The sequence below is a fragment of the Wolbachia endosymbiont of Encarsia formosa genome, from assembly GCF_039540065.1.
In the GTDB taxonomy this organism is placed as follows: domain Bacteria; phylum Pseudomonadota; class Alphaproteobacteria; order Rickettsiales; family Anaplasmataceae; genus Wolbachia.
Map to the genome: position 1 here is coordinate 1,029,951 of NZ_CP154278.1, position 20,694 is coordinate 1,050,644.

Genomic DNA, 20,694 nt, shown 5'->3' on the forward strand with positions numbered 1-20,694 from the left:
AATAATGAATTTATAAAAACAAAAGTTCGCACGAATCAAGTGGCAGGCCAATGCATTCCAAAACGAAAAGTTCTCGTGCGACCTGAAAGTCGTGAAATCGTGATGGTTCAATCCCATCCGCCATACCATCTGGCTGAAATCGTTATCCACATTTTGTGAAATTGGCAACTTCACATGGTGCAAGCATGGATAAAAAGGGAGTAATACTAAACCTTATGGTAAATCCTTCCAAGAAGAGTTAGATATGGTTACGAAAGAAACCCATGTCTGAATTGACATAACCCATAATATGCGAAATAAGGTTGAAACGCATAAACCAAAAGGTATGGAGAAATATAGGATGATCAAAATTTTTATGTTTGATCAAGATGTTTCCTGTCTCCTGGCAAAAAGTAGGAACCTAAGTCTAATGTGAAACGATTTCATGGAACGGAGTAACCACATGGAAGCTCTTATTATCCCTTGTTTAAAAAGGATAACTAAGAAGGTGGCCCACTAAATGCTTCTACGTGGAGGGATTGTTTAAGAAGCTAATGCCTAAAGTAATATTTGGGATATGCAGACGTAAACACTGTAGTTTGGAAGGTAAAGTTGTGAATAGTAGTAAGTATGTTATGAACCAACAAAATGTTAGGTATGAATGGAATTTGGCGCAAGCTAGAGAAATCTTCATTTAAGCTACAAAAACGAATTTACCGAGCTTCACAATGTAATGATATCAAAAAGATGCATAATCTTCAGAGGTTATTACTAAAGTCAACAAGTGTAAGAATGCTCGCAGTTAGGAGGATAACTCAGGACAACAGAGGGAAAAAGACAGCAGGTATTGATGGAAAGTCCAATCTTAATAAAAAAGAAAGATTGCTGTTAGCAAACTCTTTGGATATAAGAGAAAAGGCAAAGCCATCAAGACGGGTGTGGATTCCAAAATCTGGTAGGTCATCGGAGCATCGCCCGTTGGGTATTCCTACTATATCTCTTGTAGAGCAAGACAAACACTTGTAAAAATGGCACTAGAACCAGAGTGGGAAGCAAAACTTGAGCCAAACACATATGGTTTTAGACCTGGAAGATCGTGTCATGATGCAATAGCAGCTATATTTATCGCACTTGGTCAGAAAACAGCATTTATACTGGATGCTGATATTTCCGGATGTTTTGATAACATCGATCATAACGCACTGTTAGAAAAACTCAATACCACACCAACTCTAAAGAGAATTATAAAAGGATGGTTGAAAGCAGGCATTATCGAAGATAGAAAGTTTAGTCCCACCAAACGTGGCACAATTCAAGGTGGAATAATTTCTCCATTACTTGCATGTGTAGCACTATATGGACTAGAACAGAATATCAAAGAAGAGCTTAAGGAAGAACTTTTCCAATATGCGAAAAAGAAATATGGTAGGGCGTCTCGCAAGCAGGAGCAAAATTCAGTTAGTGTAATTACGTACGCCGATGATTTTGTGGTTTTACACGAGAGCGAGGAACTTGTGATGAAGGCAAAGGTTCTAATTGAAAAATGGCTAAAACCCGTTGGATTAGAATTAAAGTCATCAAAGACAAGAATTGTACATACACTGAAATCCCTAAATGGGGAAAAGCCAGGATTTGATTTTCTTGGCTTTTCAATAAGGCATTATCAAACACGTCAAAATAAGAGAGGTTACAAGTAAACCAAGTCGTAAATCTATAAGTCAACACTTGTTATCTATTACACATAAGCTTAAAGAGTTGCAAGCAGCACCACAAGAAGCTGTAATAAAAGAGCTTAATCCAATAATTAGGGGTTGGAGCCAATATTATACCTCTGTAGTCTCAAGCAAGGTCTTTAACTTATTAAGGTTGTGTGATTCATAGATGTTATTACAATAAGAATATAAGGTCAAATAGAAATTTGGATTTGCAGTAGTTTATAGACCTTATTACAATTGCAAAGGATAAATTAGTTAATCTAGGGTTAAACTACGTCTGAGTTGGATAAAACTATACAAAAAGTTTGGTCATGCAGGAAAGAGCATTATGGTATTTCACGTTTTACCTTACGTAAATGGTACAAACGTTATGAAGAGTTAGGTGAAAAAGGATTAGTAGATCTCAGTAGTAAGCCTAAAACTTCACCTTTGCAAAAGATCAATGAATCAGATGAGCAGCTTATTCTTCATCTAAGACAAACTAGAAAGCTAGGGGCAAGAAACCGAGTTAAGACGTCTATATGATTTATCCTTGTCATTGGCTACTATACACAAAATTTTCAAAAAACATAGTGTAAGTCTTCTGCATGTTAAACGTCATTATCGCAAACATGTCAAGCGTTATAACTGTAAAGTACCTGGAGAGCGTGTGCAGATGGATGTGTGCAAAATATCGTCAGGGCTTTATCAATATACTGCTATAGATACGTTATAAAATTGTTGCATTATATTCAAGAAGTACTTCAAAAAACACTTTAGATTTCCTAAAACAACTAAGAGAAAGAATACCTTTCCATTGCCAAAGGATTCAAACTGATAGAGGGCAAGAATTTTTTGCTTATGAGGTGCAAGAATGTTTGAAGGAATGGAAAATTAAATTTCGTCCTATTAAGCCGTTTTCTCCACACTTAAATGGTAAAGTGGAAAGAGCACAGCGTACAGACTTAGATGAGTTTTACAGTATCGTTACCATCAAGAGCTCTGAATTGCAAATTAAACTTAGGGATTGGGAAGAGTATTATAATAAACACCGCCCTCATAGCGCTCTTCAAGGAAAAACTCCTTGGGAAAAATATAAGGAACTGGAAAATACGATTCCTTGCTTAAGTGAAAAACTATATCTTATCAAAAGAGTCGTTTGTCATGCAAAATTGTAAACACAATCAGAAACTACAATCACTTCAAAAATGCAAATCTCTTAACAAGCCAACTAGTTCAGACTCAATCTGACAAGTCAATTGTAATAACATCTATGAATCACACAACTAAATTATAATACTGAAAATAATTCAGAGTCAAAATTATTGCTAGGAGTACAAGGATTAATCTCAGAATACGAATGTGCAAAGATAATGGAAAGAAGTCGAAGGGGAAAACTCCATGCAGCAAGGAAAGGGTGTATAAGTGTAATGGGCTTATGGATACCGCTATATAAATCATGTAGTCAGAGAAGAAGCAAAGTTTGAAGTTGAAGAAGAGGAAGCAAAAGTAGTGCGTAAACTGTTTGAGTGGATAGGTCAGAGCTTAAAAGAAACTACAAGAAGGCATATTACTGCTCCAAAGGGCAGAAGAAATTGGCATTCAGGTACAGTGTGTAGAATGTTGAGGAATCCAGCATACAAAGGACAAGCAGCATTTGGTAAAACGAATCAATAAAAAAAGAAGTGAGAGCAATATGGAAAGTGAGGAAAAAAAGTTATTCCATTTATCAAACTGAGAAAAAGAATTGGATTCATATAGAAATACCAAATATAGTTGAAATTTGATATAGTACAAGAGCAACTATCTGAAAATAGAAAAAGAGCAAGAATGCAACGAAGTGGGAGAAGGTACCTATTACAAGGGCTAATTGTGTGTCAGTGTTGTAAATACATTTATTATGGAATGAGTAATGTTAAAGGAGGAAGAAGTTACTATCGATGCCCTGGAAATCGTTTTGGTGGAAATAGAGTGTGTAACAGCAAATCAATACAAGTTGATATACTAGAAGAAGCAGTATGGGAAGAAGTAAAGATGGTACTCAAAGAACCAGAAGCAATGACTAAGGAATATCAGCTCAGACTCGTGAAACATGAAAGTACAGAGGCAAAGGATGAAATTGAAAAGCGTGCAAATAAAATAGAACAAGGTATAGAAAGATTAGCTTATGTATATGCAAGAGGTCATATAACGAAGGAAAAATATGACTTAGAAGTTGAGAGCATGGCAAAGGAGTTAAAAGGAATTAGAGATCAAAGGGAAGAAATGGTCGATGAAAAGAGGCTACAGAGGGAATTAGATTTTATCACAAGTAGTGTAGAAAGTTTTTCCTCTGAGGTTGAGTTGGAACTTAATCAGGCGGATTGGGAAACTAAACTTGATATAATAAGAAAATTAGTTCAACGCATTGAAGTTGATGATGATAACGTGCATGTAGTGTTTCGGCTGAAAGAACTCGCTCTCGAAAGGCAAAAAAAAAGTGTTCAACATTGTATCGGGAGTCCAGTGTCAAGTACTGAAATGACACCAGAACGAACTAATGGTAGTAAATTAAAAAAAATATCTCTTATCATTCATGGACTGATTTGCTTTTGTTTTTTACTCTTCACTTTACTTGAATCAAATCCCTTCACTAAAATGCCAGGCATCGAAACAGATGGTCTTGGTTTTAATCCGATATTGCAGGATATAGGCCTTGCTATTCATCCACCGATATTATATTTGGGGTACCTTGGATTTAGCGTTCCTTTTTCGCTCTCTATAGCTGGATTAATTTTAAATACTGAAGGAAATGTTTGGGCCAAAATTGTCAGGCCTTGGGTACTTATTTCTTGGTCGCTGCTCACTTTGGGCATCAGCTTGGGTAGCTGGTGGGCATATCGTGAACTCGGTTGGGGTGGATTTTGGTTCTGGGATCCAGTGGAAAACGTTTCTTTGATGCCGTGGCTAATTGCAGTGGCGCTGACACATTTGTTGCTTGTTGTACGAAATTTCAATACTTTAAGGAATTTCGCTATTTTACTTACGCTTACAACTTTTATATTGAGTGTGACTGGAACATTTCTAGTCCGATCAGGAATACTCACCTCAGTGCACACGTTTGCAGATGACCCAAGATATGGACTGTATATATTAGCTCTACTTGGTGTAATTACAGTCAGTAGCTTAGTAATATTTGTAGTGTTTACGAGAAAGAATCACACATCTTTCCAGTATTCGATATTGGAATCTGAAAAGAAATCTGCTACTCAAGTGACAGAAGGTAGAAGATTCTTTTCATGCCTTACGATGATGCTGATGAACAATTTATTATTCATCACTGCCTTTTTCATCGTGTTCGTTGGCACTTTATACCCTACAGTGCTTGAGTATTTAACCGGTGAATTAATTTCAGTTGGAGCACCATATTACAATTCTTTATTTAACTCTATTGCACTAGCTATTCTAGTGCTCACCATGATAGGGCAATACTGCAGTTGGCAGGGAAATAGTCTATTGCCAATATTCCGTGAATATAGATTTTCATTTTGTAGTGCTGCAGCTATTTTGCCGTTTATCTTTCACATGGAGCTAATGATTGTGCTATCAATTACCATCTCCATAGCATTATTAATCTTTGTTTTAGAAGCATATAGTAAAAGAATTTGTTTATTTAAGGTAGCGTTTGGTGAATCAATTTTATTAGCAAGAAGAGTTTCTAAGTCCTACTATGCAATGATGCTTGCTCATGCTGGAGTGGCAATTCTAGTGCTTGGTATATCTTATTCAGTTGGTTGGCAGGAGAAAAAAGAAAACTACTTAGGAATAGGAGACAGCATAACAGTCAATAAATTTAAAGTTACTTTGCAAAATATTGAGCTAATAAAAGAAAAAAATTTCCATGCAGTAAGAGGTACAATGGATATCAGGAATTTGCTTAATAGTAAGGTAATAGGTGATGTAACTCCTGAATATAGATTTTACCTTGCAGAAGGTCAAAAAAATGTTGAAAGCAGCATTTATCACAATTTATTTTCTGATATCTATGTTGTTATTGGTGAAATTGACAAAAATAAAAGCAAAATCGCAGCCAAAGTAAACTATAAACCAGGAATGTCTATAATTTGGCTTGGATCTTTTCTCATCTCCTTTGGTTCACTACTTGCTGCTTTTTCTTCTAGCAAAAAAGTAGTTCCTTCAGTATCATAAAGTTTGCATTTTTGGGCAATTTAAACTTAAGCTAAGCAACACAACCTCGCAAGCGAATTTTCTCTTGTTGTACAATAGGAGATAAAGATATATTTTCTAATGAAGAACTTATATGACATATGGAATCTTTTTCTAAAACTTCCTCAGGCCTTTAAAATATCCCTGCTTAATAGCGTCGTAGACAGAAGAACCACCAAGTAAGCAGTCCTCACCTAACTCTTCTTTATAATTTTTAAACTTTTCCAATATTTCCTCCTTGTTACTCACTTCTACTATAATTTTTCCTTCATCTTGGACATCAGGATACAATCTAGCATCTACTTTTCCCAAATCAGTATCAAAAGTCAGTACTATATTACCTATAATGTCAGTATAATTTCTTATCCCACCTTCCGTTAAAATTTCTATCTCGCTTTCACCGATTGCTATCACGTCTCTTCGAAATTCTGTGCTTTCATCACTCTTTGTGATTATTGGAACCACGACTATACTACCACTTGAGTATTTCCAGTAGAAAGTCAAGTTGTCCATTTTTGCCTCTTTTACCTTACCAGTAGTTGCGTTTTTTGCAGCTTACAAAAACCTTAGAGAATAATATATACAGCTTTTATGTGCTTCTTTCAGATTAGCTTTGTGGTATTTAAACTTCTCTAGTTTATCAATTACAATTATACTACTTAGAGTTTCAAGTACTGCACCTCTTTTTACCAAATTACATACTATGCGACTAGCAACTTCTATGTCCCTTTCAACTTGAAAAATCTTTAATTCACTAATTCTTTTTATTACATAATCTGTAAAATTATACTTATTCTCATAAGTATTTTCATATATATTTCCCTCACAAGTAAGATTGAACCTTACCACAGATTCTATAGCTTCATTCACAACCTGTTCTAGCTGATTTATGTCTTGAACTTCATCTAATTCACGAAAATATTTATCTGGATTTTGCCCATCTAGTAGAAAATCCTCCCCCCCATAGATTTGCACTTTTGCACAAATACTTTTTTCCATTATAGTCAGTTTGTGTTTTTTTACGAAAAGTTCCATAAATAACGTCATCAGTTAAAAAGTACTCTTTAATATTAAGGTTGGGATTCTTAACTGCAAATTCTATTGGGGTTTTACCTTTTTGATCCTTTATACCAAGATTAGCTCCTTTCCTTAGAAGCAATGTGATAATTGTATAACAATGACCAAAACGAGTAGCATAATGCAAAGGCGTTCTTCCTATTTCATCCTGTGCATTAGGATCAGCACCTGAATTCAATAGTAAATCCAGGAATTCTTCTGAACTACTACATTCTATACTTGATAGAATATGCAGTATTGTCAGTTTAGATTCTCCTCTTTTAAGGTTGAGGATGGTTTTTAGATCTTGATTACTTTTATGATCTAGTAAAAATTTTTGAATTTTTTTAACATCATTCTTATTATCCTGATAAGTAACATGTGGAAAATCTTTAAAAGTGCTTAAAAATTTTTTATTCAACTCTTTCTGGCTTTCTGTTAAGTTGGACATATCAGCAAGCCAAGTAGATATCACCTTACTAAATGCGCTTCTTTCAACAACATAAGTTAAAGAGCAGTCATTGCGAAGTAGCAATGAGTATTTAATCAATTCATAGTCATCATCCTCTTGTTGCTGTGTTTTTTCTGCTTTCTTAGAGTGCTTAAAATAATTTTTTATTAATTCAACCAAGAGCTTTAATGTGTAAAAATTCTTATGTCCCAATAAAGGATCTGCTCTGTTTTCAAGTAGAATTTTTGCTACTTCTGAATAGCCATTTCTAATATCCCAGCATAACGGAGTACGCCCGTATTCATCCGCTATGTTAACATTAGCTTCCTTCTTTTCTATGAGTTTTTTTACTATTTCCGTTTTGCAGTTTTCAGCAGAAACAGCATGATGTAATACAGTACCCCCAGCGCAACCTACTGAATCAACATTAGCCCCCTTGTTTAACAGGAGTTCTACTATTTCTTCATGTCCATTGAGAGTAGCATAATGCAAAGGAGTCAAAGGAGTATGTCCATCTTGACATGCTGCATCAACATTAGCCCCCTTGTCTAACAGGAGTTCTACTATCTCTTTATGTTCGCTGTGAGTAGCACAATGCAAAGGAGTATGCCCATCTTGATCTTTTGCATCAACATTAATCCCTTTTTTTATTAAAAGCTCTGCTATATTTACAAGATCATTTCTAGCAGCTATATGTAACAATGTACTTTGATCATCGAATGTATAATTTATATTAAATAAACTATCTTCCCTCTCTTCATATGTGCCTAAGTCTTTTTTTTCTAACTTCTCTTTTATTTTTTCAATTATATTGTTTTCATTTAAATCACTATTAGCATTTACTGTCCTTAATATTTTTAACAACTGTTCATTTTCCATAGTTCTACCTCAAACTATTTGTTTTTGTACTATAGCTAAAAAAATTATTGATCCATAATAAAATAACTAATGCCAGAGTAAGTGGTTTACTGCTAACATATTTAAAAATATTATGAACTTAATAAGAGAAAAAAATACCCCTGTAATGGAGCAATATTTAAATTTGAAAGCTCAATACAAGGATCATCTGCTATTTTATAGGCTAGGAGATTTTTATGAGTTGTTTTTCGATGATGCTATTAAAGCTGCGAAATTGCTGAATATAGTGCTAACCAAGAGGGGCAATTCAAATGGGCAAGAAATACCAATGTGTGGAGTACCAGCACACAGTAGCGAATCTTACCTATACAAGCTAATAGATTTAGGATTCAAAGTAGCAATCTGTGACCAATTAGAAACTGCTGATGAAGCAAAAAAGAGGGGCTATAAATCCATAGTAAAACGTGATGTAGTACGAGTTGTAACTCCAGGTACAATTATAGAAGATTCGCTACTGGAGGATAAAAGCAATAATTATCTCGCATCCATAGTTGAACAAAATGGCGAATATGCTATTGCTTGGCTTGAATTATCAACGGGAAAATTTTTTCACACTTTAACGAATTTGAAAGCTCTAGATAGTGATTTATTGCGTATATCACCAAGAGAATTATTAATTTCTGAAAAATTCATTGAGGACGAAAAAATTAGATCGATTTTAAAAAATTATAAAATATCAATTACACAACACGCACAGAGTTTTTTTGAGTATAGTAAATCTCACAGAACGTTATGCGAGTTTTATAAAATCAGGGAACTTGGGAGTATAGGAAATTTCAGCAAAGTAGAAATCATGGCGTGTGGTGCACTGCTTGAATATGTCAGAGTAACACAAAGGGGCTCCATTCCAAGGCTTGAATTCCCAAAAACCTATAAGCAACAAAATTTCATGCTTATTGATGCTTCAGCAAGGAGAAACCTTGAGTTGTTTTCAACTCAATTTGGTGAAAAGAAAGGTTCACTAATTTCAGTTATTGATCACACAGTAACAGCCTCTGGTGGACGCCTGCTCAAACAAATGCTAGCTTCACCCCTTGCTTGCTCTAAGGCAATTAATTTGAGGCTCAGCACCGCTCAATTTTTTGTAAATAATCATGAGCCACGCAGAAAAATACGAGAGATATTATCTAACATTCCAGATATTGAGAGGTCTTTATCGCGCTTAATACTAGGGCGTGGTTCACCAAAGGATATGAACCTATTAAAAATAGGCCTAGGAAAAACTTTAGAGTTATCTGAGTTTCTGTCTACCTTGCATAATTATTGTTTAAGTGAAAAACCAGCAATTAACTCTCAGATATCATTCCAGTGCTTAACCATAGAAAAGGAACCAGTGTTTACTACTCAGGTGATAAGTAGTGAAGAGAGTGAACTAAGCACAATACATAAAAGTCTTGGTAATCATAAAGATCTATTCGAGCTTCTAAACAGCGCTATACTTGATAACAACCTCAGTTCCGTAAAAGAAGGAGGATTTATCAATCCAAAATACAACTCAGAATTATCTGAGTTATCTTATATATTGAACAACAGTAACAAGTTGGTAACTAAGCTCCGTGAGTCTTATCGCAACCTAACTGGCATTGCCGCACTCAAAATATTACACAACAATATACTTGGTTATTACGTTGAAGTGTCAGCAAATCACAAAATAACTTCGGACATATTTATTCATAGGCAAAGCTTAGCAAATAACATGCGCTATACTACTAATGAATTGAAAGAACTAGAAAATAAAATTCTTACGGCACGTGATGCTGCAATCGGCTTAGAAGTGAAAATTTTTAGCGAACTGTGTAGTGAAGTCGCTAAAGAATCTGAGAAAATTGCTCTTGCTGCAAATGCTTTGGCAAAACTTGATATTAGAGCCACGTTTGCGGAGCTTGCAGTGCAAAATAATTACGTAAAACCCATTATCGATGACAGTAAAGAGTTCAATATCTGTAGTGGAAGACATCCAGTGGTTGAAGTTAACGATAAATTCATTTCAAATAGCATCAATTTAGCTGGTATACATCTAATTACTGGTCCTAATATGGCTGGAAAAAGCACTTTCTTGAGGCAAAACGCTCTCATTGCAGTTTTAGCTCACATGGGGTCATTTGTGCCAGCAGAGAGTGTGCATATTGGAGTGATTGACAAGATATTTAGCAGGGTTGGTGCAACAGATAATATAACAGCTGGTTATTCTACCTTCATGGTAGAGATGATCGAAACAGCAACGATAGTAAATCAGGCAACAGATCGTTCCTTGGTGATACTTGATGAAATTGGTAGGGGCACAGGGGTATATGATGGATTATCTATTGCACAGGCGGTGATTGAACACATTCACAACATAAATAAGTGCCGCGCCATTTTTGCAACTCATTATCATGAATTGACTAAAGTAGGTGAATACTTAGAAAATGTGAAATGTTTTTGTATGAAAATAAAAGAATGGAAAGGAGAAGTCATCTTTTTACATGAAGTAATTGAGGGCATTGCAGATGAGTCATATGGAATACATATAGCAAAACTTGCTGGTTTTCCTGATTCTGTTTTAAACAGAGCAAGAGAAGTATTTGAGGAGCTAAAGGCTTGAGGAAAGTAACATTATATTACTCCACAATTATGGAGTTTTAGCAATCTATGGCGCTTTAATTTTAGTCAGCTTTCTGAGTAGCTGAATTAACGTAGCATTGATCTATTGCCACATTGGTCAAGATTCCAATTCCACCACCTACAACTGCACCTACAGCTCCTAATGCTAGTTGAGTACCAATTCCAGCAGAAGACCCAATGATTAATGGAGCAAGAAAATATAATGCTAAAGCGCAAGTTATTGCAGCTACACTTATAACAGCCAGCTTTCTCGGACAAAAATTTTCTGGTGCCTCAGCACTAGATATGAATGATGATTTTACTAGATTTTTTCTACTTTCATGATATAAAAAGCCACTCACTGTTCTCATTATAGGACGGGTAGAGCGGTCACCAGTTAAGTAAATTCTATCTACCACTATATCATGAAGCTCTTTAACTTGAGCTTTATATTCATCCCAATAGTTTGATAACTCTTGTTGGTCATTGAGAAGATCTGGTTTATTTGAAGTTGTTAACCAGTGTGAGTCATGTTCCAAAATATATCGAATTGTAGCTCTCCCTATATCTATATGCCCTTCAGTAATTGCATACTTTAAAACACCTTCTGCTTTTTCCCTTCCAACATTAAGATCAGCACCAGATTTTATCAATAATTCTACTATCTTTGGAGAATTATGAAATATAGCAATATCTAAAGGGACCATCTCATTACAATCTTTGATATTTAAGTTTGCTTTGTGTTCTATTAAATAACTTATAAATTTTAAGGTTTTATCAGATTTTTGATCGTCTATGTCTTTATGTCTGCAATATATTCTAATTGCAAAATTCAACGCAATTTGACCCTTTAACGCACTACCACCCATAATTAAGTTCTGATAGCTTTTTACCTCTTGATTTATTAAGTTAACATCCGCACCGTTTTCTATTAAATCATTAGCTCCTTCGAAATTGCCTTTTGCAGTTTGCAGATGAAGTAAGTAACGACCAAGATGATCAGTTGCATTAGGATTTGCACCTTGTTCAATCAAATACCTTGCAATTTTATCATTAAATTTGTGATCATAAGTTGCAGATTCTAGTGGCTCAGGATTTTGCGATAACTCATCTTTAGCTATTAAGCTGTTAATCTGACAGATTGATTTTACTGACTCTAAATCTCTTCTTTTAACTGCCTTTGTGACTGCAGCGCTAAAGCTTATACCCTTTTCTATTAGATATTAGGCCATTTTGTTATTAGTAGAACACTTTAATAAATTTGTACCGCTTTGGTAATTAACCTCAGTGACAACATCTCGAATAATGGAACTATTTTCCTCAAAAATTGACTTTACTTTTTCTAAATCATTTTTGGTGACAGTATCAACAAGATCTTTTATTACAGCATTCACCCTATATTTTTTAGCTGAAATTTCTTTTAATTCTTCAGGGTTCATAAATACACCTCAACACACATAATAAAAAAGTATATCTAAATTAGAATTGCTTGTAAAGGATCTTTAGATATTATCTTGCCCAAAGGTTAATTTATTTTATAATCTTTTTGTATTCTAGAAATTTCAATTAAATGAACTGTTATAAAACTCACGAGTGTAATGAATTAACGAAGAATGATGTAGAAAAGGAAGTTATTCTCTCTGGTTGGCTGTATCGCAAACGTGACCATGGTAACCTAATCTTTGTTGATTTAAGAGATTTTCATGGGATTACTCAGTTGGTATTCAATAACGATAAAGATTTTTTTGATGAAATTTCGAATTTAAAATCAGAAAGTGTGATTACTGTCACAGGAATAGTCAAAGCTAGAACTGAAGATACGGTAAATAGCTCTATTTCGACAGGAGAAATTGAAGTTATAGTTAGTAATTTACAAGTTGAATCTGAAGTTGAGTTCCACTGTGATGAAGAAATAGAAAAAGAAGAAAGGAGTATATTAGCAAGTATCGCCGGTGAGCAAGAATACCCAGAAAACATGAGATTTAAATATCGTTTTCTTGATTTAAGACGTGAAAAGGTTCGTAATAACATTATTCTACGTTCACAGATCATTTCAGAGCTCAGGAGGCTCATGATAGAGCAAGGATTCTTAGATATTCAAACTCCCATACTTACTTCCTCTTCTCCTGAAGGAGCACGTGATTATTTAGTGCCAAGCAGACTAAATCCTGGTAAATTCTATGCATTACCACAAGCTCCACAGATTTTTAAGCAGTTGCTTATGGTTTCAGGGTTTGATAAATATTTTCAAATTGCTCCATGTTTCCGTGACGAAGATGCAAGGGCTGATCGTTCTCCTGGGGAATTTTATCAGCTAGATCTTGAAATGTCTTTTGTAACTCAAGAAGATATATTTCAGGTTATTGAACCTACCTTATATAAAGTGTTTGCCAAATTTTCTCGCAAATCAGTTGATAAAGATTTTCCACGTATTAAATACAAAGACGCAATGCTCAAATACGGTTCTGATAAACCAGATCTGCGCAATCCACTATTGATCAGCGATGTAACAGAAATTTTCCGTAATTCAGAGTTCAATATTTTCAAAAGCAATATTGAGCGAGGTATGGTAGTCAGAGCCATCCCTGCTCCTAAAACAGCAGAGGAAACTCGTAGCTTTTTTGATAAAAAAATAGAACATGCACAAAAAGAATTCGGTGCTAAAGGTCTTGGATATATAACGTTCGATAAAGATGGAGCTGCAAAAGGACCAATTGCTAAATTCCTCGATGACAATCGGCTAAATTCTATAAAAGAAATAACAAATATAAAACCAGGAGATAGTGTATTTTTTGCTTCTGATAAGGAAAATGAAGCAGCAATAATTGCAGGGAAAGTCCGCTCTCTCTTAGGATCAGAACTAGGTCTTATAGATAACGATATATTTAAGTTCTGTTGGGTTATTGATTTTCCATATTTTGTGTATGACGATAAGAGCAAAAAAATTGATTTCTTTCACAATCCATTCTCTATGCCACATGGCGGTCTGAAGGATTTAGAAGAAAAAAATCCGCTGGACATCCTTGCTTACCAATATGATCTTGTTTGTAATGGAATAGAGCTGTCAAGTGGGGCGATTCGTAATAACAAGTTGGATATCATGTATAAGGCTTTTGCCATTGCAGGTTATAGCAAAAAAGAAGTTGATACAAAATTTGGTGCGCTTGTGCGTGCATTCAGATTTGGGGTGCCACCTCATGGTGGAATAGCACCGGGGGTTGATAGGATGGTTATGCTACTTGCTGATGAGCCAAACATTCGTGAAGTAATCTGTTTTCCTATGAATCAGCAAGGCGAAGATATTTTAATGGGTGCTCCTTCTAAAGTGGATAATAAACATTTACGTGAGTTGTCTCTAAAGGTTGTTGAATAAAAATTTTATAGCGGAGTGTGGTAACCCAGAAGTCATGAACGATATTCAAAAAGCAATATTATCAAGCATAATCTGCAACATGATTATATGGTATGAAGTAACTCTGTTTGGAGTTTTAACGCATATAATAAGCAACGTTTTTTTTCCTTCAGAAAATAATTATTTAAGCACAATCAAATTTCTTGGCAGTTTTGCAATTGGGTTTGGATTTAGACCACTTGGTGCGTTTATTTTTGGTTACATTGGAGATAAGTACGGTAGAAGGAAAATTTTGCTGACTTCCGTAATATTAGCTTCGATATCGTCTACTGCAATTGCGGTTATACCAGGCTTTAAAGAAATAGGAATATTTTCTCCTATATTACTTCTGCTTTGTAGAATAATACAAGGAATGGCAACAGGAGGGGAAACGAGTATCAACTCAGCCTTTTTAATAGAGCATTCAGGCGATAAAAAAAATCTAGGCTTTTTAGGTAGCATGAAAGCTTTCAGTGGTGCTCTTGGTTCTATTACATGCTTTGTAATGATAGCTGTTTGCAAAAAGTTTACTGGTGAAAATTATGAAATTTGGGGTTGGAGATTGCTCTTTTATTTCTGCTCTGTTATGGGCATGATAGGTTTTTTTATAAGATATATAATGGAAGAGAGTCTAGCGTATAAAACTCATGACCAAAATAAAAACTTATCTCATTCTCCATTTTTGGATTTAATTAGAAGCTATAAAAAAGCATTTGTGATAGCAATTGGAATAGGAATTGCCCAAAATGCAATCGTTTATTCAGCAATCATGTTTTACAACATATCTGTAAAAGAGTTCATTCTCTCAGGTGTTGATATTAAAAATTTAGTAAGGATTGCGGTTGAAATTACATTTGGAACATCTGCAGTGCTGTTTGCAATACTATCTGATAAAATTGGAAGAAAAAATGTGATAATTCCTACATTAGTAGCTTTAGCTTGCATCAGTTTACCGGCACTTTCGCTACTATCACATGATAATCACTATATTGTAACACTCACTTTTCTGTTGATAAGTGTGCCGATAGGTGCATCTTTTGGAATATATAATTCTCTTGCCTGCGAATTATTTCCAACAAAAGTGAGATGTACTGGCTTCAGTTTAGCTAATAACATATCTGCAGGTATTTTTGGCGGCCTTTCTCCATCGATATGCATGTGGCTTATAGAAAAAACCGAAACAAAACTTGCTGCAGGGATTTACCTTACTGTTTGTGCATTGATTAGCCTAATATCTGTACTTCAAATTAAAGCCAAAGACAAAAAAATTGATTGGTGAAATCGCTTTAGTCAAAAGATAGCGCTTCAATAGATTTTTCGATATGTTTAGGGACAGGAGCAGTAATAGTGACTTCTTTATTATTTGGCAATTTTAAAGACAAAGAATATGAATGTAGGTGAATCTGATTTGCTACTCCATCAATAAAAGCTTTTTTACCGCCATATTTACCGTCACCAAGAATAGGACAATTTATATGAGCTAAATGTGCACGTAATTGATGAGTTCTGCCAGTAATTGGTTGTAATTTTAAATAAGCAACATTATGTTTTAACCTTGCTATAATTGAAAAATGCGTAGTGGCATTTTGAGGTGAATCTTCATCAACGACTACTTTTTCTTGCCCTGAAATATATTTTTTCACCAACGGATAGTCTATTGTTCCATTATCTTTGCTAGGTATACCAAAAGTTAATGCTAGGTAAGTTTTTTTTATCCTCCGTCCTTTAAATTCTTCCATAAGGTATTTGGCAACGCTGGCATTGCGTGCGAATATTATTACTCCGCTTGTATCCCTATCCAGCCTGTGAACAATTTTAAATATTTCTCTCTCTCTTATTTGGTCAAGTAAATCACTAATGCTAATCTTTACCTTTACACCGCCTTGAACGATTACCCCCGCGGATTTATTTATAGCTAATATGTACTCATCTTCATATAATATGTTCTCTCTCAGCAAATTTACTAGCTTTTCATTATATTTACGTTCAGAGTTAGTATTTTCAATATAATCTAAGTATCTTATTGTTATATTTTGTCCAGAACTCACTTTATCGCTAGATTTTGCCTTGCAATTATCGACTTTGATTAATCCTTTCCTTAAAGACTTTTCGATTGTAGATTGTTTCAAATTGGGAAAAATTCTTCTAATGTACCTATCAAGCCTAACATTATTATCTTCTACTAATATGGTTTTGGTATCGTATGACATCTTACCTACAGAAATCTTATAATGAAAGTAGCGTACACTGAAATCTAATAGCACACAATCAGACCTAATGTACTTTCAGTGTCTGCTACCTCTACATCTATCATTCGAGCGTAATTGGTTAAAATCGATCTAAAGAAAATCCTATAATATCCGAATACTTTGCTATAATCGAGGAAGATTTTAATGATATTTCTTTCATCTTAGAAAGGTGAGTACTAGGGCCTAACTTCATACACTTAATGCCGTTAGCTAAAGATGTTACTCTTCCTACATTAACATTTGTAGTGTTACATTTCCGCCTGTAAGGACTATGTCTTTGTTCTTTTATTCCATTCATTTTAGTACTAGGGCCTGGACACTCTTCAGTGTTAGGCCCTAACTTCATACACTTAATGCCGTTAGCTAAAGATGTTACTCTTCCTACATTAACATTTGTAGTGCGATATGACCACCTGCAAGGAATATGTAATATTTGTTCTTTTACTTCATCTATTTCAGCTGGACACGCTTTAGTATTCGTTCCTAACTGCATACATTTAATTTGGTCAGTTATAAATGCTACTCTTTTTTCATTAAGTTTAGCGTTATACTTTAATTGTTCAATTTGGTTAGCTTGATCTCTTATCATAAATTCAAAGCTGATAGATAGACGTGATTTTATTTCTCTCAACATATATGATGCTATGTGTTGCACCATATGTGAAGCTGTGTGTTCCACTTTCATTAATGCTTTGTTTCTGAGTATACTTGATTCTAAGTTAAGCCGCTTAAGTATATCTAGTGCTCTTTGTTCTGCTTCCACTATAAGATTACTTATGCCTTGACGTTTAGCTAAATCTCTTATAGTTTCACCGCAGTAATCAGGAAATGAAATATTTGCTTTATAACATAGTAAAGTCATTACTACTATCCAGTGTCTATGTTCGAAAGCATAAGATAAAGGAGATTGCCCTGAGATATCCTGTGCATTAATATTTGCTCCATATAAAATTAAGGTCCTTACTACTTCCGCATGTCCACCTTTGGCAGCTTTATGTAAAGCAGTTGATCCTAAATCATCACCTGCATTAGCATTTACTCCAGCTTCTAATAGAAAATGTACCATTAGTGTATCACCATGTCTGGCAGTACAACGTAAAAACTCAGCTCCCATCAATTTCATCACATCATTCCACACTTCAAGTTGTATTAGGGTACCTATTGTCCCTCGAAGATTATGTGAAGAAGTAAAGAGAAGTATTTTATATGAATCATTCGTCTCAATACTTGCTCCATGGGCTATTAGATAATTTATTACTTTTTTATTGCCTCTTGCAGAAGCACAATAAAAAGTAGTCCATCCCAATACATCCTTATGGTTAACATTTGCTCCATAGTTTATTAAGAGCTCTACTGCTTCCACATTATCACTCATAGCAGCAATATGTAAGGGAGATTGCCCAGTTAACTCATCCTCTATATCAACACTTGCTCCACATTGTGATATGGCCTGTAATAGGATTTCTAATATTTCTGTCTTCTCCTTTGCAGCAGCCCAATATAAAGGAGTCCATCCAAATATATCCACCATTTCAATATATCCAGCAATATTGTCATCATTTTCTACTACACACTTCACCAATTCTTCATAACCATTTGCAACAGCGATATGTAAAAAAGTAAGTTTAAGTGCCCCATTCTTCTTAACATCTGCTCCATTCTGTCTTAAAAACTTTACTACTTCTTTATGGCCATTAGCGGCAGCCTTATATAAAGCAGTCAATCTCGCTAGATCCTCTACATTAAGATCTGCATTCTTTGCTGCTAAGATTTTTATTATTTCTATATCACCATTTGCAGCTGACTGATGTAAAGTAGTCTGTTGATATGAATCCACCTGATTAACATCTGCCCCTCTTTTTGTTAGCTCTAATACTACTCTTATATTGGCTGTTTCAGCAGCCCACTGTAAAGCAGTCCATTGAGAAAATCGACCTCTTGCGTTAATATCAACTTCTTCTACTTCAAGCAAAGCATCTATTAAATAGTCCAGCTTAAAATCAATAGCTAAATACAGTAACGTGTATGAAAAGCGTTCATGCAAACAATCTACTTCAAACCAATAATTACATCAAATTTGGTTTTCTTCCACTCTTTATACACATTTTGACTTTCTTCCTTTAGCGCATTTAGTGTCTATGATATCTTTTTTACATCTAGCATCACTGGTACCTTTTCTGAGATCTTTCGTGCATCTAGCACATCCTCTAGCGCCACTGCTTTTTATTCTTCTGATGTTTCTTGTACACCTAACCTTTTTAGTATTCTTTTTACCATCTGTTGCGCATTTGATAACCTTGACTCCTTTAGTATTTTTTTTGCTTCTTCTATTGTATGAGGTACATTTACCACCTTTAGTCTCTTTTTTAATGGCTCTTGTGTCTCTTGTACTCTTGGAGTCTTGCTTGATGTTTCTAGTTCATGCGATCGCTCTTCTGACATCCTTAATATTTCTGCTTGCTCTAGTATATTTACTTTCTTTAATAGCTCTTTTATTCTTTCAATTACATTATCTTTACTTAAATTTACCTCTTGATCAATTACACCTAATATTACGTTCCACTGTTCATATGTCATTACCATAGCTTTACCTCATACTATAAAACATTTTGATACTATATGTTATGGTACAATAGTCAACGCATTTTCCATAGCGTAATACTCTCACTTTTACCCACAATTTTGAGAGGTCATGATGTGAAGCATAACTATGCTCTCCTTAAGATTTTCATAGCCCCGCCATAGAGTCATAGCCCCTGGTAAATTATCACTTTTTCTATTCATAAATCCACCTAATTTTCCTAACCAAATAATAGCTTGTTTTATTTTTGGAGGTTCTTCTGGCAATGTAGCTACTTTATGCTCACGTATGAAAAGGGCCTTCCACTCTTCATTGCTTAAAATTTTAGTACAGGTTTCCATGGGATTTGATAAAGCGACTTTTGTTAAATATAAAATTTTAAATGCAATAATGCTCTTTATAGCAATTAATTTCTGTAGCCTTTCCTTTCTAGTTAAACGAGAGCTTTATATTTTACATCCTGATTTTAAAACCCTGAAATACTCCTCAATTTTCCATCTTAGCTTATACCAATTTATCCTTTCTATAGCATCTAAAGTGCTATTAACTGGTACATTAGTCAGCAAAGTCCAATCAATAGCTTCCAATCCTTCAGGAGGATTTGTTTCTTTTGCACTTACCACATATACAGGGATTTTATCACTTATTTTATGCACTGTGTCTTTTGATCCATAAATTGAAGAAGATCTGATAGGTATATAGCCTTTCATATACTTAACTTCAATATTAGCTTTCCTTGATCTTTGGTTTCTATCTTTATTAACTTATAGAGAAATTTTCTTCTTTACTGGCAGTTGAGTGATGCGTGTTTGCAAATCTGTTTTTCCAATTTCAGTACAGATAAATCTTCTATTAGTTCGATTACGGATTACATAAAAACTACCTAATGTCTCAGTGATCCATAAAAATTTGAAGATATCTGCCTCTCTATCACCAAGGGTAACAAGTTGTACATTTGCAGGAAGGTTGTTTATGCTTTCTTTGAGAGCTGTTATCCACTTATAACTTTCTTTTTCTTCTATGGAGGTACGGTATTTCCTGTTTGCTTTTTCTTGTGCCTTTTCTTTTTCCCTAATAGAACGTGCCCAACATTGTTGAGAAGATAGACCTAAAGGCAATCCTTCCTTTGCTGACTATTAAGGCACTGTGCAACAGTAAACCCATTTTATTCTTCGTATAAGCTTTAGAAATACTACCTAGCCTCTTGGTTTTTATATGAGAGTCAAAATCCAAATAACTTGTATCTTGAACTGAAAAAACAAACTGATTTCCTTTCATTCTCTCCATAGTTTCTTTGTAATGGGAAGAATAAATTTCCTTATCCTTAAGCTTTTCATTGCTAAATAATCTGTATGCACCCTTAGCTTCTTTCCATCCACTACAGCTTTGATTAATTGATCCAGACGCCTTACCCTCTATACAATATCCTGTTTTAATAAGTCTCTTATTAAGTCTTGTATTTCCTAAATTAACGTGTTTTAACTCTCTTTCCAGCCATTTATCCCCTAAGCCATCAGTATATTGCACATTTGTACTTACTTCACTCATTTTAATCCCAAATTTATTTGGTATCCATTTTACTCACT

General features: G+C 34.6%; 23 protein-coding genes. 11 read left to right on the forward strand and 12 right to left on the reverse strand.

Translation table 11 applies throughout. The features are described from left to right. Positions 1 to 636 precede the first annotated feature (636 nt). The 8 genes from AAE962_RS05600 to AAE962_RS05625 all read left to right on the forward strand — a co-directional run bounded on the left by AAE962_RS05600 (position 637) and on the right by AAE962_RS05625 (position 5,861). A complete protein-coding gene (locus AAE962_RS05600) occupies positions 637 to 1,005 on the forward strand; it encodes a reverse transcriptase N-terminal domain-containing protein (protein WP_343288897.1) in 369 nt (122 codons plus the stop codon). 2 nt (positions 1,006 to 1,007) lie between these two features. Beyond that, complete coding sequence (locus AAE962_RS05605; protein WP_343288898.1) at positions 1,008 to 1,676, forward strand: reverse transcriptase/maturase family protein; 669 nt, start codon at positions 1,008 to 1,010, stop codon at positions 1,674 to 1,676. 58 nt (positions 1,677 to 1,734) lie between these two features. Further along, the gene (locus AAE962_RS06775; protein WP_410543843.1) at positions 1,735 to 1,860 is read left to right on the forward strand and encodes a group II intron maturase-specific domain-containing protein; all 126 of its coding nucleotides are present in this window, start codon (positions 1,735 to 1,737) and stop codon (positions 1,858 to 1,860) included. Positions 1,861 to 1,976: 116 nt separating this feature from the next. Beyond that, complete coding sequence (locus AAE962_RS05610) at positions 1,977 to 2,219, forward strand: helix-turn-helix domain-containing protein (RefSeq protein ID WP_343288912.1); 243 nt, start codon at positions 1,977 to 1,979, stop codon at positions 2,217 to 2,219. Positions 2,220 to 2,539: 320 nt separating this feature from the next. Further along, the gene (locus AAE962_RS05615) at positions 2,540 to 2,851 is read left to right on the forward strand and encodes an integrase core domain-containing protein (protein ID WP_343288788.1); all 312 of its coding nucleotides are present in this window, start codon (positions 2,540 to 2,542) and stop codon (positions 2,849 to 2,851) included. 147 nt (positions 2,852 to 2,998) lie between these two features. Then, positions 2,999 to 3,160 (forward strand): hypothetical protein, encoded by a 162-nt coding sequence (locus AAE962_RS06780; RefSeq protein ID WP_410543828.1) that lies wholly within the window; start codon positions 2,999 to 3,001, stop codon positions 3,158 to 3,160. Positions 3,161 to 3,185: 25 nt separating this feature from the next. Further along, complete coding sequence (locus tag AAE962_RS05620) at positions 3,186 to 3,350, forward strand: recombinase family protein (protein WP_158619483.1); 165 nt, start codon at positions 3,186 to 3,188, stop codon at positions 3,348 to 3,350. Positions 3,351 to 3,449: 99 nt separating this feature from the next. Then, positions 3,450 to 5,861 (forward strand): cytochrome c-type biogenesis CcmF C-terminal domain-containing protein, encoded by a 2,412-nt coding sequence (locus tag AAE962_RS05625; RefSeq protein WP_343288913.1) that lies wholly within the window; start codon positions 3,450 to 3,452, stop codon positions 5,859 to 5,861. 132 nt (positions 5,862 to 5,993) lie between these two features. Here AAE962_RS05625 and AAE962_RS05630 read toward each other — a convergent pair whose 3' ends face one another. From AAE962_RS05630 to AAE962_RS05640, 3 genes are read right to left on the reverse strand one after another with little or no spacing between them, the layout of a single operon-like run. Further along, on the reverse strand, positions 5,994 to 6,392 hold the full coding sequence (locus AAE962_RS05630; protein ID WP_343288914.1) for a hypothetical protein: 399 nt from the start codon (positions 6,390 to 6,392) through the stop codon (positions 5,994 to 5,996). Between the two features lie 42 nt (positions 6,393 to 6,434). Further along, on the reverse strand, positions 6,435 to 6,854 hold the full coding sequence (locus tag AAE962_RS05635) for a hypothetical protein (RefSeq protein WP_343288915.1): 420 nt from the start codon (positions 6,852 to 6,854) through the stop codon (positions 6,435 to 6,437). Then, positions 6,802 to 8,265, reverse strand: coding sequence for an ankyrin repeat domain-containing protein (locus AAE962_RS05640; protein WP_343288916.1), 1,464 nt, complete (start codon positions 8,263 to 8,265; stop codon positions 6,802 to 6,804). Before AAE962_RS05640 ends, AAE962_RS05635 begins: the two co-directional genes overlap by 53 nt. A gap of 112 nt (positions 8,266 to 8,377) precedes the next feature. Between AAE962_RS05640 and mutS the strand changes: the two genes are divergently transcribed. Further along, complete coding sequence (gene mutS / locus AAE962_RS05645) at positions 8,378 to 10,888, forward strand: DNA mismatch repair protein MutS (protein WP_343288917.1); 2,511 nt, start codon at positions 8,378 to 8,380, stop codon at positions 10,886 to 10,888. 61 nt (positions 10,889 to 10,949) lie between these two features. Here mutS and AAE962_RS05650 read toward each other — a convergent pair whose 3' ends face one another. Continuing rightward, on the reverse strand, positions 10,950 to 11,921 hold the full coding sequence (locus AAE962_RS05650) for an ankyrin repeat domain-containing protein (protein WP_343288918.1): 972 nt from the start codon (positions 11,919 to 11,921) through the stop codon (positions 10,950 to 10,952). A gap of 189 nt (positions 11,922 to 12,110) precedes the next feature. Next, complete coding sequence (locus AAE962_RS05655) at positions 12,111 to 12,326, reverse strand: hypothetical protein (RefSeq protein WP_343288919.1); 216 nt, start codon at positions 12,324 to 12,326, stop codon at positions 12,111 to 12,113. Positions 12,327 to 12,457: 131 nt separating this feature from the next. Here AAE962_RS05655 and aspS point away from each other — a divergent pair, with 131 nt between their 5' ends. Further along, positions 12,458 to 14,260, forward strand: a complete 1,803-nt coding sequence (gene aspS, locus AAE962_RS05660; protein WP_343288920.1) for an aspartate--tRNA ligase — start codon at positions 12,458 to 12,460, stop codon at positions 14,258 to 14,260. 34 nt (positions 14,261 to 14,294) lie between these two features. After that, positions 14,295 to 15,557: an MFS transporter gene (locus tag AAE962_RS05665; RefSeq protein WP_343288921.1), complete on the forward strand. Its 1,263-nt coding sequence runs from the start codon at positions 14,295 to 14,297 to the stop codon at positions 15,555 to 15,557. A 7-nt stretch (positions 15,558 to 15,564) separates the two neighbouring features. Here AAE962_RS05665 and AAE962_RS05670 read toward each other — a convergent pair whose 3' ends face one another. From AAE962_RS05670 to AAE962_RS05700, 7 genes are all read right to left on the reverse strand, one after another. Continuing rightward, a complete protein-coding gene (locus tag AAE962_RS05670; protein WP_343288922.1) occupies positions 15,565 to 16,488 on the reverse strand; it encodes an RluA family pseudouridine synthase in 924 nt (307 codons plus the stop codon). A gap of 118 nt (positions 16,489 to 16,606) precedes the next feature. Further along, positions 16,607 to 18,571: an ankyrin repeat domain-containing protein gene (locus AAE962_RS05675; RefSeq protein ID WP_343288923.1), complete on the reverse strand. Its 1,965-nt coding sequence runs from the start codon at positions 18,569 to 18,571 to the stop codon at positions 16,607 to 16,609. A 179-nt stretch (positions 18,572 to 18,750) separates the two neighbouring features. Continuing rightward, the gene (locus AAE962_RS05680) at positions 18,751 to 19,110 is read right to left on the reverse strand and encodes a hypothetical protein (RefSeq protein WP_343288924.1); all 360 of its coding nucleotides are present in this window, start codon (positions 19,108 to 19,110) and stop codon (positions 18,751 to 18,753) included. 87 nt (positions 19,111 to 19,197) lie between these two features. After that, on the reverse strand, positions 19,198 to 19,449 hold the full coding sequence (locus AAE962_RS05685) for an IS4 family transposase (RefSeq protein WP_343288679.1): 252 nt from the start codon (positions 19,447 to 19,449) through the stop codon (positions 19,198 to 19,200). Between the two features lie 105 nt (positions 19,450 to 19,554). Then, positions 19,555 to 19,818, reverse strand: a complete 264-nt coding sequence (locus tag AAE962_RS05690; protein ID WP_343288678.1) for a hypothetical protein — start codon at positions 19,816 to 19,818, stop codon at positions 19,555 to 19,557. Positions 19,819 to 19,872: 54 nt separating this feature from the next. Then, positions 19,873 to 20,226 (reverse strand): hypothetical protein, encoded by a 354-nt coding sequence (locus AAE962_RS05695; RefSeq protein ID WP_343288677.1) that lies wholly within the window; start codon positions 20,224 to 20,226, stop codon positions 19,873 to 19,875. Beyond that, a complete protein-coding gene (locus AAE962_RS05700) occupies positions 20,180 to 20,656 on the reverse strand; it encodes a transposase DNA-binding-containing protein (protein ID WP_343288676.1) in 477 nt (158 codons plus the stop codon). Before AAE962_RS05700 ends, AAE962_RS05695 begins: the two co-directional genes overlap by 47 nt. Between the last annotated feature and the right edge of the window lie 38 nt (positions 20,657 to 20,694).

What these genes read in the sequence shown, in the direction of transcription:
- AAE962_RS05605 (WP_343288898.1), top strand. Translation starts at nt 1,008, where the DNA reads ATGGCACTAGAACCAGAGTGGGAAGCAAAACTTGAGCCAAACACATAT.
- AAE962_RS05680 (WP_343288924.1), bottom strand. Translation starts at nt 19,110, where the DNA reads ATGGTAATGACATATGAACAGTGGAACGTAATATTAGGTGTAATTGAT.
- AAE962_RS05665 (WP_343288921.1), top strand. Translation starts at nt 14,295, where the DNA reads ATGAACGATATTCAAAAAGCAATATTATCAAGCATAATCTGCAACATG.
- AAE962_RS05690 (WP_343288678.1), bottom strand. Translation starts at nt 19,818, where the DNA reads ATGAAAGGCTATATACCTATCAGATCTTCTTCAATTTATGGATCAAAA.
- aspS (WP_343288920.1), top strand. Translation starts at nt 12,458, where the DNA reads ATGAACTGTTATAAAACTCACGAGTGTAATGAATTAACGAAGAATGAT.
- AAE962_RS05700 (WP_343288676.1), bottom strand. Translation starts at nt 20,656, where the DNA reads ATGAGTGAAGTAAGTACAAATGTGCAATATACTGATGGCTTAGGGGAT.
- mutS (WP_343288917.1), top strand. Translation starts at nt 8,378, where the DNA reads ATGAACTTAATAAGAGAAAAAAATACCCCTGTAATGGAGCAATATTTA.
- AAE962_RS05655 (WP_343288919.1), bottom strand. Translation starts at nt 12,326, where the DNA reads ATGAACCCTGAAGAATTAAAAGAAATTTCAGCTAAAAAATATAGGGTG.
- AAE962_RS05600 (WP_343288897.1), top strand. Translation starts at nt 637, where the DNA reads ATGAATGGAATTTGGCGCAAGCTAGAGAAATCTTCATTTAAGCTACAA.
- AAE962_RS05630 (WP_343288914.1), bottom strand. Translation starts at nt 6,392, where the DNA reads ATGGACAACTTGACTTTCTACTGGAAATACTCAAGTGGTAGTATAGTC.
- AAE962_RS05685 (WP_343288679.1), bottom strand. Translation starts at nt 19,449, where the DNA reads ATGGAAACCTGTACTAAAATTTTAAGCAATGAAGAGTGGAAGGCCCTT.
- AAE962_RS05640 (WP_343288916.1), bottom strand. Translation starts at nt 8,265, where the DNA reads ATGGAAAATGAACAGTTGTTAAAAATATTAAGGACAGTAAATGCTAAT.
- AAE962_RS05670 (WP_343288922.1), bottom strand. Translation starts at nt 16,488, where the DNA reads ATGTCATACGATACCAAAACCATATTAGTAGAAGATAATAATGTTAGG.